Origin of the sequence: Ensifer sp. 4252 (genome assembly GCF_050434565.1) — a bacterium.
Classification (GTDB): domain Bacteria; phylum Pseudomonadota; class Alphaproteobacteria; order Rhizobiales; family Rhizobiaceae; genus Ensifer.
Genome location: NZ_JBNDIU010000008.1, coordinates 188,383 through 202,640, shown reverse-complemented (window position 1 = coordinate 202,640; position 14,258 = coordinate 188,383). Strand labels below are relative to the sequence as shown.

The 14,258-nt window shown below is 63.4% G+C and carries 15 protein-coding genes; 12 read left to right on the top strand and 3 right to left on the bottom strand.

Features of this window, described 5'->3' with window-relative positions:
* The first annotated feature begins 5 nt into the window (after positions 1 to 5).
* The 5 genes from ABIE33_RS17685 to ABIE33_RS17665 are packed head-to-tail and all read left to right on the top strand — an operon-like array spanning position 6 to position 5,742.
* Entirely contained in the window at positions 6 to 1,511 is a 1,506-nt protein-coding gene (locus ABIE33_RS17685) for a sugar ABC transporter ATP-binding protein (RefSeq protein WP_429127378.1), read from the top strand.
* The gene (locus ABIE33_RS17680) at positions 1,511 to 2,503 is read left to right on the top strand and encodes an ABC transporter permease (protein ID WP_429127375.1); all 993 of its coding nucleotides are present in this window, start codon (positions 1,511 to 1,513) and stop codon (positions 2,501 to 2,503) included. Before ABIE33_RS17685 ends, ABIE33_RS17680 begins: the two co-directional genes overlap by 1 nt.
* Positions 2,500 to 3,456 carry an ABC transporter permease gene (locus tag ABIE33_RS17675; protein ID WP_429127373.1) on the top strand — a complete coding sequence of 319 codons (957 nt, stop codon included), beginning with the start codon at positions 2,500 to 2,502 and terminating at the stop codon, positions 3,454 to 3,456. The genes ABIE33_RS17680 and ABIE33_RS17675 overlap by 4 nt, the downstream gene beginning before the upstream one ends.
* Positions 3,453 to 4,475 carry a LacI family DNA-binding transcriptional regulator gene (locus ABIE33_RS17670; protein WP_429127370.1) on the top strand — a complete coding sequence of 341 codons (1,023 nt, stop codon included), beginning with the start codon at positions 3,453 to 3,455 and terminating at the stop codon, positions 4,473 to 4,475. Before ABIE33_RS17675 ends, ABIE33_RS17670 begins: the two co-directional genes overlap by 4 nt.
* A gap of 22 nt (positions 4,476 to 4,497) precedes the next feature.
* Complete coding sequence (locus ABIE33_RS17665) at positions 4,498 to 5,742, top strand: Gfo/Idh/MocA family protein (RefSeq protein WP_429127368.1); 1,245 nt, start codon at positions 4,498 to 4,500, stop codon at positions 5,740 to 5,742.
* 79 nt (positions 5,743 to 5,821) lie between these two features.
* Here the strand turns inward: ABIE33_RS17665 and ABIE33_RS17660 are convergent, their stop codons facing one another.
* Positions 5,822 to 6,292, bottom strand: coding sequence for a pyridoxamine 5'-phosphate oxidase family protein (locus ABIE33_RS17660; RefSeq protein WP_429127365.1), 471 nt, complete (start codon positions 6,290 to 6,292; stop codon positions 5,822 to 5,824).
* Positions 6,293 to 6,567: 275 nt separating this feature from the next.
* Here ABIE33_RS17660 and ABIE33_RS17655 point away from each other — a divergent pair, with 275 nt between their 5' ends.
* The 4 genes from ABIE33_RS17655 (at position 6,568) to ABIE33_RS17640 (ending at position 9,386) form a co-directional block, all read left to right on the top strand.
* On the top strand, positions 6,568 to 7,167 hold the full coding sequence (locus ABIE33_RS17655) for an SLC13 family permease (protein ID WP_429127362.1): 600 nt from the start codon (positions 6,568 to 6,570) through the stop codon (positions 7,165 to 7,167).
* Complete coding sequence (locus ABIE33_RS17650; RefSeq protein WP_429127360.1) at positions 7,164 to 7,415, top strand: hypothetical protein; 252 nt, start codon at positions 7,164 to 7,166, stop codon at positions 7,413 to 7,415. Before ABIE33_RS17655 ends, ABIE33_RS17650 begins: the two co-directional genes overlap by 4 nt.
* A 6-nt stretch (positions 7,416 to 7,421) precedes the next feature.
* The gene (locus tag ABIE33_RS17645) at positions 7,422 to 8,042 is read left to right on the top strand and encodes an SLC13 family permease (RefSeq protein ID WP_429127357.1); all 621 of its coding nucleotides are present in this window, start codon (positions 7,422 to 7,424) and stop codon (positions 8,040 to 8,042) included.
* A gap of 171 nt (positions 8,043 to 8,213) precedes the next feature.
* The gene (locus tag ABIE33_RS17640) at positions 8,214 to 9,386 is read left to right on the top strand and encodes a glycerate kinase family protein (RefSeq protein WP_429127354.1); all 1,173 of its coding nucleotides are present in this window, start codon (positions 8,214 to 8,216) and stop codon (positions 9,384 to 9,386) included.
* 142 nt (positions 9,387 to 9,528) lie between these two features.
* Here ABIE33_RS17640 and ABIE33_RS17635 read toward each other — a convergent pair whose 3' ends face one another.
* Complete coding sequence (locus ABIE33_RS17635) at positions 9,529 to 10,932, bottom strand: S8 family serine peptidase (RefSeq protein ID WP_429127351.1); 1,404 nt, start codon at positions 10,930 to 10,932, stop codon at positions 9,529 to 9,531.
* A 158-nt stretch (positions 10,933 to 11,090) separates the two neighbouring features.
* Here ABIE33_RS17635 and ABIE33_RS17630 point away from each other — a divergent pair, with 158 nt between their 5' ends.
* Together ABIE33_RS17630 and ABIE33_RS17625 are read left to right on the top strand one after the other, a co-directional pair.
* Positions 11,091 to 11,633: an RNA polymerase sigma factor gene (locus tag ABIE33_RS17630; RefSeq protein WP_429127348.1), complete on the top strand. Its 543-nt coding sequence runs from the start codon at positions 11,091 to 11,093 to the stop codon at positions 11,631 to 11,633.
* Entirely contained in the window at positions 11,630 to 12,442 is an 813-nt protein-coding gene (locus ABIE33_RS17625; protein WP_429127347.1) for an anti-sigma factor family protein, read from the top strand. Before ABIE33_RS17630 ends, ABIE33_RS17625 begins: the two co-directional genes overlap by 4 nt.
* A gap of 3 nt (positions 12,443 to 12,445) precedes the next feature.
* On the opposite strand, the gene ABIE33_RS17620 is transcribed toward ABIE33_RS17625, so the two are convergent.
* Complete coding sequence (locus ABIE33_RS17620) at positions 12,446 to 12,940, bottom strand: Lrp/AsnC family transcriptional regulator (RefSeq protein WP_429127344.1); 495 nt, start codon at positions 12,938 to 12,940, stop codon at positions 12,446 to 12,448.
* 104 nt (positions 12,941 to 13,044) lie between these two features.
* Here ABIE33_RS17620 and ABIE33_RS17615 point away from each other — a divergent pair, with 104 nt between their 5' ends.
* Positions 13,045 to 14,253: a diaminopropionate ammonia-lyase gene (locus ABIE33_RS17615; protein ID WP_429127341.1), complete on the top strand. Its 1,209-nt coding sequence runs from the start codon at positions 13,045 to 13,047 to the stop codon at positions 14,251 to 14,253.
* The last annotated feature ends 5 nt before the right edge of the window (positions 14,254 to 14,258 follow it).

Sequence of the window (14,258 nt, the reverse complement as noted above, 5' to 3'; positions counted from 1 at the left end):
ACCCCATGTCGAAACTTAAATTGAACGGCGTAAGCAAGGCTTACGGCGCCACCCTGGCTTTGCGCCGCGGCGACCTCGAGATCGCCGCCGGCGAGGTCCATGTGCTCATGGGCTCGAACGGCTCGGGCAAGAGCACATTGTGCAAGATCATTGCCGGCAGCGTGCGACCCGATGGCGGTGAAATCCTCATCGACGGCCGGGCGGTCACGATATCAGGGCCGCAGTCGGCACGGGCGCAGGGCATCGGCATCTTCTACCAGGAACTCAGCCTTGCCGCGAACCGCTCGGTCGAGGAGAACATCTGCCTTGCGATGCTGCCGGTGAAAGCAGGGATCTTCATCGACCGTACTGCGCTGAAGGCAAGGGCTGCGCGCTACATCGAGCTTTTCTCCGGGGTTTCGGGTGATGGTTTTGCGGCCGAGACCCTCGTCGGCAATCTGCGCGCCGATCAGCGACAGCTTGTCGAGATCATGAAGGCGCTCGCAAGCGAAGCGCCGATCCTGATCTTCGACGAGCCGACCTCGGCGCTCGATCGGGCACAAGTCGACCGCTTCTTCGATATCCTGCGCGGGCTAAAGCGCGACGGCCGCGGTATCATCTTCATTTCGCACCGCATGGACGAGATCACCGCGATCGGCGATCGGGTGACGATCATCCGCGACGGCGAGACGATTAAGACACTCAATCTTTCCGAAACCGATCCCGCTGCGGTCATCCGGCTGATGGTCGGCGGCGCCGGCGACATGCCGGCGTCCCAGTCGTCCGCGCCTGCCGTGGCGAGCTTCGCGACCGGTGCCGCCATGACCGTCGACAAGCTGTCCGGCACCGGTTTCCGCAATGTCAGCTTCGAGGTCGCCAAGGGCGAGATCCTCGGTTTCGGCGGGCTTCACGGGCAAGGACAATCGGCGGTGCTGCGCGCGATCTTTGGCGCAGGCTCCATAACGTCGGGCGAGATCCGCATCGGCGGTGATCGTTTGGATGCCAAGAGCCCGCGCGATGCCATCCGGCGTGGTTGCGCCTATGTCTCGGGCGACCGTGGTCGCGACGGCGTCATTGCCGGCAGGCCGATCATCGAGAACGTCACCCCCATCCACTATCTGCGTGATCGGCTGATGATCGCACGCCCGTCAAGCCTCAGGGAAAAGGCGACGCCGGCGCTTGCAGCGATGCACACGAAGTTCGCGAGCCTGATGCATCCGATCAACTCGCTTTCCGGCGGCAACCAGCAGAAGGTGATCATCGCCCGCTGGCTGATCGATCGGCCTGATGTGCTGCTGCTTGACGATCCGACCAAGGGCATCGACCTGTCGGCCAAGGCCGATCTCTTCGCCCTCATTCGCCAGCTGGCCGCAGACGGGCTAGGCATTCTGCTCTACTCCTCAGAGGACGCGGAACTGCTTGGGAACGCCAACCGCATCCTCGTCTTCAATGGCGGATCGGTCACGCGCGAGCTCACCGGCGAAGATCGCACCCGCTACAATCTCTACCAGGCTGCATACGAGGCCGCGTGATGACACCGACCACGACAGACATTCGACCTTCCCGCGCCGGCGGCCTGAAGCTCTGGCTCGAACGCTACCCGTTCCTGCCGGCGTTGATCATCGTCGTAGCACTTCTGGCGCTGAACGGCGCGTTCTCGCCCAATAGCCTGAGCTACCGCTCGCTGACGGGCTTGCTCAGCACCTATATGGCGCTGATCATGCTGGCGATCGCCCAGACCTATGTCGTTTCCGCTGGGGACATCGATCTTTCGGCGGGCGCGACACTGTCGCTCGTCAATGTCGCCATTGTTGTTTTGATGGAGAAATGGGGTGGCGGCGCTGGTGCCGTCATCGGCGCCATGATCTGTGGCGTTCTGCTCGGGCTCGTCTGCGGCGTTGTCAACGGCATCGTCGTCGCAGCGCTGAGATTGCAGGCGATCGTCGCCACTTTCGCGACCAGCATCTTCTTCACCGGCGTTGCGCTCTATGTCATGCCGGTGGCCGGAACACCGGCGCCGGCGCTCTTCTGGCGCACCTATGGCGGCAGGCTGCTCGGCCTTCCCTTCGTCTTCTACGTTCTCGCGGCACTGACCCTTCTGCTCTATGTGCTGTCGCGCACTCGCCTCGTCACCCAGCTTCTGGCTGTTGGCGACGACCAGCAGGCGGCCTACCAGACCGGCCTTCCGGTCGTTCTGGTCCGCATCAAGGGCTATGCGCTCTGCGGTCTGTTTTCAGCGCTCGCAGCGTTCTGCCTGACCGGCGACACCGCCAGCGGCGATCCGCTCGTCGGTGGCAAGATGACGCTTTATAGCGTCGCGGCCGTGGTGCTGGGGGGCAGCGCGCTTGCCGGCGGCTGGACGACCGTCGTCGGTTCACTGCTCGGGGCGCTGACGATCGGTCTCGTCAATTCGCTCGTCTTCTTCATGGGTACGCCGTCGGAGTGGCAGAATTTCGTCCAGGGTCTCGCCATCCTTCTCGTCTTGATGGCAGGCGTGCTTGCCGGCCGGAGGGCACGCGCATGAACGCCGTTATTTCCTTCGTCAAGAAGCCGCTGGTCATCGCGCTGCTTCTGATCGTGGCACTTCTCTATCTCGGCGAAAGCCTGTCTCCGGGCTTTGCCTCGGCCGACCAGATCCTGCGCCTGCTGATCGTCGCCTCGCTGCTCGGCATTGTTGCGGCCGGCCAGAATGTCGTCATCCTCGGGGGCCGGGAAGGTATCGATCTTTCGGTCGGTGGCGTCGTCTCGCTCTCGGCGATCATCGCTGGCAATGTCATGAACGGGGCCGACGGCGGCATCCTGCCGGCGATCCTTGCCTGCCTGGCGGCCGGTGCCTTCTTCGGCCTCCTGAACGGGCTTGGCGTCACGCTGCTGCGCATCCCGCCGCTGGTGATGACGCTCGGCATGCTCGGCGTACTTCAGGGCCTGCTCGTCGTCATTCGCAACGGCATTCCCTCCGGGCGCGCAGCGCCTGGTCTTTCCACCTTCGTCACCCAGCCGCTGGTGCTCGGCATTCCCGGCATCATCTGGCTCTGGATTGCTATCGGCCTTTTTATGGCTTTCATGCTCAACCGCACCGTCTTCGGCCACCGCATCTATGCAATCGGCTCCAACGAGCATGCGGCCTATATGGCCGGCGTGCCGGTCCGCCGCATGCGCATTGGCCTGTTCATGATCTCCGGCATGTTTGCGGCGATCGCCGGCCTCTGCCTGCTCGGCTATTCCGGCTCGTCCTTCGCCAATGTCGGCGAGCAATACATGCTCTCGTCGATCATCGCCGTTGTCTTCGGCGGTACGTCGCTGGCAGGCGGAAAGGGCGGGTACACCGGCACCATGGCCGGAGCGCTGTTGCTGGTGATCCTCCAGGGCATCCTGACCACCGTCAACATCGACGAATCCGGCCGCCAGATGGTGTTCGGCGCGACGCTGCTGCTGTTGATGCTGTTCTACGGGCGCGGAAGGGCGATGCGGGCATGAGCGATCACCGGCCGAAGATCAAGGATATCGCCGAGCGCGCCGGCGTTTCCGTCGCAACCGTGTCGCGGGCGCTGAGCGATTCCGACCTGGTGACGGCCGAAACGCGCCAGCGCATCCATGCGCTGGCGCGCGAGCTCAACTATCGGCCGAACGTCAGTGCCCGCAACCTGCGCACCCGCAAGTCGATGTCGGTGCTCTTGGTCGTGCGCGACGTCGGCAACCCGTTCTATCTCGACATCCTCAAGGGCGTCGAAGCGACGGCGCGCGAGGCCGGTTACTCCGTGCTCATGGGCAACACCGAGAATGATCCGGATCGCGAGACGGAATATTTCAACATGCTGCGCGATGGTCATGCGGATGGCATGATCCTGATGACCGGCAAGCTACCGCCGGCAGGCCATGATACTCGCGTCGACCTTACGCATCTGCCTGTCGTCGTCGCCTTGGAAATGATCGAGGCCTCGGGGCTGCCGCATGTGCAGGTCGACAATCTTGCCGCCGCCAAGGTCGCGGTCGAGCATCTGATCTCGCTTGGTCACCGCAAGATCGCCCATATCGCCGGGCCGCTGCCCGAAGTCATGGCCGTTCACCGCCGCGACGGTTATCGCGCCGCCATGCACGAGGCCGGCCTCGTTATCCCCGAGGGTTACGAGGTTCGTGGCGATTACCTGCTCGAAACCGGCCAGCTCTGCTGCGGCCAATTGTTTGCCTTGCCCGAGCCGCCGACCGCGCTCTTTGCCGCCAACGACGAAATGGCGTATGGCGCCATTCACGAGTTGCGTCGCCTTGGTCGCGACGTGCCGGGTGACGTTTCCGTCGTCGGTTTCGATGATCTCTACCTGAGCAAGGCTTTCTATCCACCGCTAACGACCGTCAGCCAGCCGCGCGCCGATATCGGCCGGACGGCGATGTCGCTGTTGCTTCGGATGCTTTCCGGCGAGGAGGTGGGCTTTGCCCCGCCCATCGTGCTGCCGACAGCCCTGAGCATCAGGGCCAGCACCGCCTCGCCACGCCAATAACCGAAAAATCTGGGAGAAGAGAATGACACAGCTACCGAAGCAGACGCTGCGCGTGGGGTTCGTCGGAACCGGCTTCATCGCCCATTTCCACCTGAAGTCGATGATCGGCGTGCGCAACGTCGAAGTGACGGGTGTCTTCAGCCGCAAGGCGGAGAACCGCGAGAAGTTTGCGAAGGAAGTGGGAGCACTCGGGCTCGGCTCCTGCCGCACGCATGAGAGCCTGGAAGCACTGCTTGTCGCCGATGACGTCGATGCGATCTGGATCCTTTCGCCGAACTATACGCGCCTCGAGGTCATGCGCACGTTGCATGGAGCGATCAAGGCCGGTCGCAGCAAGGTGTTCGCGGTCGCCTGCGAGAAGCCGCTGGCGCGCACGGTGGCGGAAGCCCGCGAGATGATGACGCTCGCCGAGGATGCCGGCCTTAACCACGGCTATCTCGAAAACCAGGTGTTCTGCACGCCCGTTTTGCGCGGCAAGGAGATCATCTGGCGACGTGCCGCCTCCACCACCGGCAGGCCCTATCTTGCGCGCGCGGCAGAGGAGCATTCCGGCCCGCACGAGCCGTGGTTCTGGCAGGGCGACAAGCAGGGCGGCGGCGTTCTCTCCGACATGATGTGCCACAGCGTCGAGGTGGCGCGCTATCTGCTGACCGCACCCGACGCGCCGCGCAACTCGCTGAAGATCAAGGCGGTCAACGGCACCGTCGCCAACCTGAAATGGACGCGCCCCAACTATGCCGAACAGCTGCGCAAGCGGTTCGGCAACGATGTGGACTATCGCAACCGCCCTTCGGAGGATTTTGCCCGCGCAACCGTGACGCTTGAGGATCAGGACGGCAACGAACTGATGATCGAGGCGACGACGTCCTGGGCCTATGTCGGAGCCGGCCTGCGCATCCAGCTCGAATTGCTCGGCCCGGAATATGCGCTCGAATACAATTCTCTGAGCACGGGGCTTAAGATTTTCATGTCTCGCGCAGTCACGGGTTCGGAAGGCGAAGATCTGGTCGAAAAGCAGAATGCGGAGCAGGGGCTGATGCCGGTGCTCGAGGACGAGGCCGGCGTTTACGGCTACACCGACGAAAACCGCCACATGGTCGAGTGTTTCCGCAAGGGCCAGAAGCCGCTCGAAACCTTCGAGGACGGTCTGGCTGTGGTCGAGATGCTGATGGGGCTCTATCGCTCCGCAGAGATCAACGCCACCTTGCAGTTCCCGGCGCCGGAACTCGAACATTACGTGCCGGTCGTCGCGCGCAAGGGGGCCTGACGGCTCAAGTCTGAGATTGACGGGCGCGCAGCCCCCGTCAACTGGATAGGCCAAGCCTCCGGGTTTGGGCGTCTCTTCGTTAATGCGAAGAGATGTCCACCGGATCTTCGTCCATGGCGCGTCCGGTCATCTCGTCGACCTCGATCACGAAGAACAGATGGGGCGACGTTCCGACGACGCCTTGTTCTCCCGGCTTCAGGCCGCCTGGCTCCCACCAGTTGGTGCGTTTCTCCAGCAGCGACCATGCCTGCAGGCGCTCTTGATGTCCTTGCTCGGTATCCGGCAGTTCCCGATATCTGCCGTAGATGACCGCACTTTTCCAGCTTCCCCTGTCGGAGAACGCGTCGATCTGGACACAGACGCGGGGGTTTGCGCGCATCCAGTCGACTTTCTGTCCGGGCATCGAGAAACCGTATAGCCGGTTTGCGGCAAAGGCGTACTGGATGGGGACGATGTAGGGCTGGTCATCCCTGGCACAGGCCAGCCGGCCGATATGGTGCGAGGAGATGAGGGCGATACATTCCTCACGCGACAATTCCCTGACGAACATAATTCGCTACCTCCAACGGCGAACCGTAGCCCAAGACTGCCGGCATTTCGCGGTCCACTACATTGATATGGCGCAAGGCATGAACATTGACAGGCGCGCTTGCCGAAGTGCGCGCAACTACCTCGTCCGATCAGCAAATTGAAACGGGCCGTGCTTCGGGCAGGAATAAACCGCGTGCAGCGCCGTTAGGCCCTCATCGAGACATCATGACGGTCGGTTGTCGCACGTGAGTTTTCGCCGCGAACCGGCTGCGGTTAAGAAAAGGATTGGGCACCATGAACAGCGTTCGAGCAATTGCATCGGAGCGAGACGTCGTCATTCCCTCCGCGAGCGAAGTGCGCAATTTCGGCGATCAGATGCCGCTGCGCCAAGTGCGGCTATTGACTGGGTCGATGCTGCTCATCTTCGCGGCGATCCTGATCTTTGTTGCAGCCGATGGGCTGACCATGCCGATGCGTCTGGCGCTGATGGTGTTTGCGGCAACGCTTGTCTACTGGACGATCTTCGATCTTCCAGAAACGCCGGTGGCGCTTGCCGGCGCACTGGCTCTCGGCGCCACGGGCACGGTCAGCGAAGAGGCGGTGTTTGCAGCGCTCGGCAACGATATCGTCTGGCTGATGATCGCCGCCTTCGTCATCGCCTCGGTGCTGCAGGCATCCGGGCTGGTGGAGCGTCTCACCTTCCGGCTGCTGGCACCGTTCCAGCGCGTCAGCAGCCTCTTCTGGGCGGTAACTCTGACGATCTTTGCGACCGCCTTCATCATCCCCTCCACATCCGCACGGGCGGCAATCTTCATGCCGGTCTTTCTCGGCTTGACGGCCGCCATCGGAAGGCCGGGCGTGACGCGGGCGCTCGCGCTGCTTTCCCGTCGGTGATCCTGCTTTCGGCGGCCGCCTCGCTGACCGGTGCAGGCGCACATCTGGTGGCGGTGGATTTCATCCGCCGTAGCGGCGGCAACGCGCCGGATTTCCTCCACTGGGCTCTGCTGGCGGCGCCGTTCGGACTAATCACAACCTTGATTGCCTGCGGCCTCATCCTGCGGTTTTTCCTCGGCGCCGAAGATCGCAATGCCGCTTTCGAGCCATGCCAGTCTGACGAGAGACCGCTGCTGCTTGCACAGTAGCGGACGTTGCTGGCGGTCACCGCACTCATCGTGCTGGCGCTTGCGACATCAAGCCTTCACGGCGTTGCCTTGCCCTTCGTTGCCTTGTTCGGCGCTCTCGTCATGGCCTCGGAAAAGGTCTCGGGATTGCCCTTTCGCAAGGCGCTGAAGACCGTCGAGTGGAACCTGCTCCTGTTTCTCGCCGGCACGCTGGTCATCGGCGAGGCGCTGATGAGCACCGGAACTGCAGCCCTGCTCGCCGACCGCGCTATCGGCCTGCTCAGCCTCGTCGGAAAACCGCCGGCCTGGTTGGTGATCCTGTTCACGGTGATCCTTGCCACATTTGCGCACATCGTCGTCGCCTCCCGGACAGCGCGGGCGACGGTGCTGATCCCGACGCTCGCCCTGCCGCTGGCAGGGCTCGGCGTCAATCCCGCAGTTCTCATCATGACTGCTACCCTGGGTAGTGGTTTCTGCCAAACCTTGATGGTTTCGGCCAAGCCCGTGGCGCTGTTCGGCGGCATGGAACCGCCTGCCTTCACGCCATCGGATCTGATGCGTCTCGCCGCGATGCTGCTCATCCCCTTCATTGGGCTCCTGACGCTTTTTGCCGTCTTCGTCTGGCCGCTGATGGGCTTGGGAGGTTGATGTAAGAATTTGAAAATATATGCCTTTAGCAAGGCCGGAGCCCGTCAGCTCCGGCCTTTGCTTTTTTCTGCGCTAACGGCGAAATAGTTTGGCACCCCTCGGAATAAACTCTCCGAGCGGCCGTTTCTCCCTTGCATCCGCATTGTCACAAAAACGCAAGGAGACTGTCACATGACACTTACCATTCTGGTTGCACCGTCTGGTTTCAAGGAAAGTCTGTCGGCGGAAGAAGCGGCCGATTGCATCGAGAAGGGTGTGCTGCGCGCCTGCCCGCAGGCCAAGGTTCTGAAAGTGCCGATGGTCGATGGCGGCGAAGGCTTTACCAAGGCTCTGGTCGCAGTCACCGGCGGCACGCTGCACGAATGCGTCGTGACCGGGCCGCTCGGCACGCCGGTCCTGTCGCATTTCGGATTTCTCGGCGGGCAGGATAAACCGGTCGCCATCATCGAAATGGCCGCCGCCGCCGGCCTAAGGCTGGTGCCGCGCGATCGCCGCAACCCCTGCCTCACCACGAGCTACGGCGTCGGCGAACTGATCCGGGCAGCGCTCGACGCCGGCGCGCGCCGCATCCTGCTCGGCTGCGGCGACAGCGGCATCAATGACGGCGGTGCCGGCATGGCGCAGGCGCTGGGTATCAAGCTACTCGATAAGGATGGCCGGTCGCTGCCGCCCGGCGGCGGTGCACTTGGTCATTTGGCTCGGATCGATCTCTCGCATCGCGACCCGCGTCTGAATGAGGTTCGTATCGATGCCGCCGTCAACTGGCACAACGTGCTGCTCGGCGAACGCGGCGTTGCCCGGGTCTTCGGCCCGCAGAAGGGCGCGACGCCTGAGCAGGTCGAACTGCTTGCCCATGCCATGGAGACCTATGCCGCAGCGATCCATAGCACGGCCGGTATCGACGTCGGCGGCGCGCCCGGCGCCGGCGCCTCTGGAGGCCTCGGTGCCGCCGTCCTCGGCCTGCTCGGCGGCAAGCTGCACCCGCGCTACGATATCGTCATGCAGTATCTTGATCTCGACAGCATGATCGCGAGGGCCGATCTCGTGATCACGGCCGAAGGCAGCCTCGATGGCCAGACGCCCTTCGGCAAGGTGCCGGCAGAGGTCGGCCATCGCGCCAAGGAGGCAGGACGTCCGGTGATCGCCTTGGCCGGCACGATCGGCAAGGGCGTTACCTTGAACTTCGAGCACGGCATCGATGCCTTCGCCTCGATCCTGAAGGCGCCTTGCAGCCTTGACGATGCGATCAGCGCCGCGCCGAAACTGCTGGTGCGTGCCGCGGAAGATGCTGTGCGCATGGTGCGGGTCGGCATGCTGCTCACCGAGCGGGGTCTTGCCGCCTGATCAAAGTTGGGCATGACGGCTCCGGCGGAAAGGAGGTGCGACAGTCGACACCTTCTTTCCGCCGGAGCTTTTTCAATGGGGGGTGCTGCAGACCCATCAGGTGGTTATCACGTTTGGTGCAGGGCGTCGAAGAGCCCGGCCGCTACGAGCGGCAGAGTTCGCGAGCGTTCAGGACACCCCAGCCGAAAACCGGATCCTTGCCTGGCGCGCCGACATCCTCAGTCGTTTGCACCACGAGCTTGCCGATCTCTTCGGCCGACAGCGAAGGGTTCGATGCTCTCAGAATGGCAACGGCGGCCGTAACGAACGGGGCGGCAAACGACGTGCCTGTGCGCGGTCGGCCGCCGTCGACGGACGCGGCGGTCCACACCCCAGTCCCGAGTGCTGCAACATCGATGTGATCGCCCTGTGCCGCATGGCGATAGGGGCGGAAGTTGCGGTCTACGGCGGTAACCGCGATCAGCTCGGGGTAGGCGGCGGGATAGACGGGCTTCGCCCTGGGGCCGTCATTACCGGCGGCCGCCACTTGCAGGATATTGCGCTCTGCGACCAGCGAGACGGTTTTCTCCAGCAACTGATTGTGAGGGCCCGAAAGGCTCATGTTGATCACCGCCACGCCACGGGACGCCAGAAGGTCGATCGCCCTGACCAGATTGTAGGTCTCGGCGACATCGGCGTCCCCCTTTGTCTTCTGGAAGGCGTCGACTGCGATCAATCGTGCATCGCGCAGCAGGCCCGGTGCCCGGCTGTCCTGCCGGCCGGCGATGAGCGCGGCAACTGCAGTGCCGTGCTGGCGTCCGGACTCCGGCGCTTCGTCGGCTGCCAGGCGGACGATGTCGAGGTCTACACCCTGAAGCGCCGGGTGGCCGGGGTTGATCGCGGTGTCAATCAGCCCGATAGGACCGGCAGCGGTGCAGGCTTTCCCGGCATCGGGTTCGGGCCACCCGATGGCTGTTCGAACCAGTGCGCAACGCCCTTCGCCGCACGGCGTCGGCTGAACAGTGCCTTCGTTCGGCTCGAAATAATGGTTGAGATCGGCAACGGCGCCCGGCGAGGCAGCCGCGACCTCCTGTCGTGCGAGCTCGAGCGTCATTCGCGCGGGTACCGAAAGCTTGACGATCTGCGAGCCGGAAAGTCCGAGGGACTGACGCGCCCGGACCGTGAAACCTCTTTCGCCGAGGCGCTGGATCGCGGCGTCATCCAGCCCGAGAGCGATGATTTCGCCCGGCACGTGGGTCGGTTTGCGGGCCGGTTGCGGGCGTCGGGCGGTTCGCTTTTCCGGCGCGCCTCGGAAGAGGTCGAGCAGATTGCCGCCACCGCGCCAGACGCCGCTGGAGCCTCGATCGGACGAACGGCCCGAAGACGAACTGCTACCGCCACCACCGTCATCGTCGCCGCCATCGTCGTCGTCTGCGTGAGCCGCCGTGACAAAGGCAAAGGGAGCGTTGGTCGTGGAGCCGGCAATCCCGGCTGGCACGAGGTCGCCATTGGCGACAGCCAGGCCGCAGATCGATGCGGCGGTCAATCGAAGCAGGCGTTTTCTCAAGGCAATCTCCTTGTCCCAACCGCGCCCAGTGGGGTCAGCTTACCGTGAAAGGCATGCTCATCGGTGGTGACTTTTGCGTGTGCTTCACATATCGCTCAACGGATGAATGGACGAATTATTCCCCCGCGTGCACGCCGAAGCGCCGGAAGGAACGTGAAATGACCGATCAGGACATCGCCTTCGGCGAGCGCCTCGTCGCTTTCCTGCCGAATCTGCGTCGCTTTGCCATCTCGCTTTGCCGCTCCCGCGATCTTGCCGACGACCTTGTGCAGGCCGCTTGCGAGAAGGCGCTTGCCGGTTCCGAGCGGTTCGAGGAGGGCACGCGTTTCGACGCGTGGATATTCCGCATTCTGCGCAACCTGTGGATAGACCAGCTTCGCCGCCAGAAGACGGCCGGCCCGACCGAGGAGATCGAAGCTCAGCCGGAACTTGCCGTTCCATCAGGCGAAACGGGTTGCGAGGCGCGCATCACGTTGAAGAGCGTGGCCGCAGCCATCGATGATCTCGTGCTTGAACAGCGCGAGGTGCTGCTGCTGACATGTGTGGAGGAGCTCTCCTACAACGAGGCGGCCGATGTGCTCGGCATTCCCATCGGTACGGTGATGAGCAGGCTTGCGCGCGCCCGCAAGAATCTTGCTGAAGCCGCGGGAATAGAACCGGCGGCCGCGCGTTCACCGGATATGAGAGGCGGGGCGAGATGAGCGATATGGTATTCACCGACGAAATCCTGATGGCGTTTGCCGACGGCGAACTCGACGACGAAACGACACGCCTCGTCGAGGCAGCACTCGAGACGGACGACGACCTGATGGCGCGCGTGGCCATGTTCATGGAAACGCGGGCTGCATCGAGCGAGGCGCTGAAGCCGCTGCTCGACGAACCTGTGCCGGATCATCTGGCACAAAAGGTGCGCGCGATGGCCGCCGATGCTGCAGCGCGAGGGGACGACGGCCGCACCGTCGCTGCGGCCGATGACAGTGCGAGCACGGATAACGTCGTCATGTTTCGCCGTCCGGAGCCTGCGGTTCAGTCGCCGCGTCGTCCGTCGCAATTGATGATGGCGTTGGCTGCCTCGCTTCTGATTGTCGTCGGTGGCGTTGGCGGGTACTTGGTCGGCGGCGCCGGCCGGGTGGACGTCGGAAACCCGCAGGTCGCAGGTCTGGTTGATCCGATCGTGTCGGGCATTCTCGATCAGCACGCCTCGGGCGAGGAAATCGCGATCGGGGAGGGGCAGGCCAAGGTTCGATTGGTCTCGACGTTCCAGGCAGGCGGACAGCAGATTTGCCGCGAATATGAGATGAAGCGGCCGGATCAGCCGGATTTCGTCTCGGTCGCCTGCCGGAACGCCGGCCACTGGCAGACGCAACTGGCAATCGTGATACCCGAAAGTGGTGAAGGATTTGCGCCGGCCTCGTCGCTCGAAACCGTCGATGCCTATCTGACCTCCATCGGCGCCGGTGCGCCGCTGGAGGCGGAGGCGGAGAAGAAGGCGCTCGCCGGCCGGGAGTAGCGTTCAGCGCGACTTTTCCACCGGTACGGAGAGGCCGACCTTGACGCGATCCATGGTGACGAAGGTTCTAAAGCGCCGGATGTTGGGGTTGCCGAAGAACATGCGGCGGGTGAAGGCCTCGTAATCGCCCATCGTCGGCACGATCACGACAAGCATGAAATCCACGTCGCCCGTAACGTAGTAGCATTGCTGCACTTCGGGAGCAGCCGAAAACGCCGCCTTGGCCGCATCGAGCAGGTCGATCTGCTCGCTCTCCACCTCCACCTCGACAAGGATCGTCAGCGCCTGGTTGACGCGGGCCGGGTCGACTACCGCCACGTTGCTGCGGATGACACCGGTTTCTTCCATGCGCTTGATCCGCCGTTGCACTGCAGGCGCGGACAGGTTGACGGCCTCGCCGATTTGCCTCTGCGGCGTCGTGTTATCCTTCTGCAGGATTGAGAGGATTGCCAGATCGAAGCGGTCGAGCTCCGCCGATGTGGTCTTTGAAACGGCCATCGTCTGCTCGCTGTTGTTTACAAACTTGCACGAGTGCCACCCATTTAGAGCGCATTTCTCTCACGAGGTGAAATAGAACTTCATCAGACAGGGAGATTGCCCACATGCTCATTCGCAACCACCACGCCGACGTCGGATCATCGCTGCTGCCGGATGATGCCGACATGTTGTCGATTGCCGCCACCGCTGAAGTCGAGCGCATGCTAGCGCGCCGCGACGACCATTGGCCGACGCCGCTTCATTCCTTGCCGGCGCTTGCGGCTGAACTCGGGACCGGGGCGATCTTCGTCAAGGACGAGGGCCATCGGCTCGGCCTCGGCAGCTTCAAGGCGCTCGGCGGGTCCTATGCGGTGATCCGACTGGTGCTCGATGAGGCGCGAAAGCGGACCGGCCTGGATGTCGATATCGACGATCTCAAGCGCCCGGACGTTCGCGCGTTCGCGCGTGAGATGACGTTCGGTTGCGCCACCGACGGCAACCATGGTCGGTCAGTGGCAATGGGCGCTGCGCTTGTCGGTGCGAGGTCGGTGATCTTCGTGCATTCGGGCGTCAGTCAGAAACGCATAGAGGCAATTGCCCATTATGGCGCCGAGATCATCCGGGTCGAAGGGACCTACGACGACTCGGTCGAATTTGCCGCGAAGGTCTGCGTAGAGCGCGGCTGGACGGTTGTCTCCGACACGTCCTGGCCTGGATACGAATACATCCCCGGTCTGGTCATGCAGGGCTATACGGCGCTTTTGTGCGAGGCCTTGCGGGAGATCGACGCGCCGCCTTCCCATGTCTTCGTTCAGGCCGGCGTCGGCGGCATCGCCGCGGCAGCGGCCGGCCACCTGGCGCTACGCTATGGTCATGACCGGCCGCGCTTCGTCGTCGTCGAGCCGGCCCGGGCTGCCTGCCTGCTGGAAACGGCAAAGGCCGGGCATCCGGTGAAAGTGCTGCATGGCGAGCCGACTGTCATGGCGATGCTCGAATGCTACGAGCCTTCGCTTGTCGCCTGGCGTATTCTTTCGCGCGTTGCTGATGCTTTCATGACCGTCGATGAAGACGATGCAGTCTCGATCATGAACCGCCTCGCCCGCCCGAAAGGCGGCGACCCGGCAATCGTTGCCGGTGAAAGCGGCGGCGTCGGGCTCGCCGGCCTTGTCACGGTCGCCGGAGATCCGGACATGCGTGCCGCCCTCGGCCTTGATGCCAATTCGCGGATACTGGTGATTAATACCGAAGGCGCCACGGATCCCGAACGATACGAAGAACTGGTTGGCCTTGCACCGGCACAGGTCGCTGCGGCGGCGAAAATGGAAAGGGTTTGACGCGA

Bases quoted from the DNA above. Each gene is read 5' to 3' on its own strand.
- ABIE33_RS17655 (WP_429127362.1), top strand. From the start codon at position 6,568: ATGAACAGCGTTCGAGCAATTGCATCGGAGCGAGACGTCGTCATTCCC.
- ABIE33_RS17680 (WP_429127375.1), top strand. From the start codon at position 1,511: ATGACACCGACCACGACAGACATTCGACCTTCCCGCGCCGGCGGCCTG.
- ABIE33_RS17640 (WP_429127354.1), top strand. From the start codon at position 8,214: ATGACACTTACCATTCTGGTTGCACCGTCTGGTTTCAAGGAAAGTCTG.
- ABIE33_RS17665 (WP_429127368.1), top strand. From the start codon at position 4,498: ATGACACAGCTACCGAAGCAGACGCTGCGCGTGGGGTTCGTCGGAACC.
- ABIE33_RS17620 (WP_429127344.1), bottom strand. From the start codon at position 12,940: ATGGCCGTTTCAAAGACCACATCGGCGGAGCTCGACCGCTTCGATCTG.
- ABIE33_RS17675 (WP_429127373.1), top strand. From the start codon at position 2,500: ATGAACGCCGTTATTTCCTTCGTCAAGAAGCCGCTGGTCATCGCGCTG.
- ABIE33_RS17630 (WP_429127348.1), top strand. From the start codon at position 11,091: ATGACCGATCAGGACATCGCCTTCGGCGAGCGCCTCGTCGCTTTCCTG.
- ABIE33_RS17615 (WP_429127341.1), top strand. From the start codon at position 13,045: ATGCTCATTCGCAACCACCACGCCGACGTCGGATCATCGCTGCTGCCG.
- ABIE33_RS17685 (WP_429127378.1), top strand. From the start codon at position 6: ATGTCGAAACTTAAATTGAACGGCGTAAGCAAGGCTTACGGCGCCACC.
- ABIE33_RS17660 (WP_429127365.1), bottom strand. From the start codon at position 6,292: ATGTTCGTCAGGGAATTGTCGCGTGAGGAATGTATCGCCCTCATCTCC.
- ABIE33_RS17670 (WP_429127370.1), top strand. From the start codon at position 3,453: ATGAGCGATCACCGGCCGAAGATCAAGGATATCGCCGAGCGCGCCGGC.
- ABIE33_RS17625 (WP_429127347.1), top strand. From the start codon at position 11,630: ATGAGCGATATGGTATTCACCGACGAAATCCTGATGGCGTTTGCCGAC.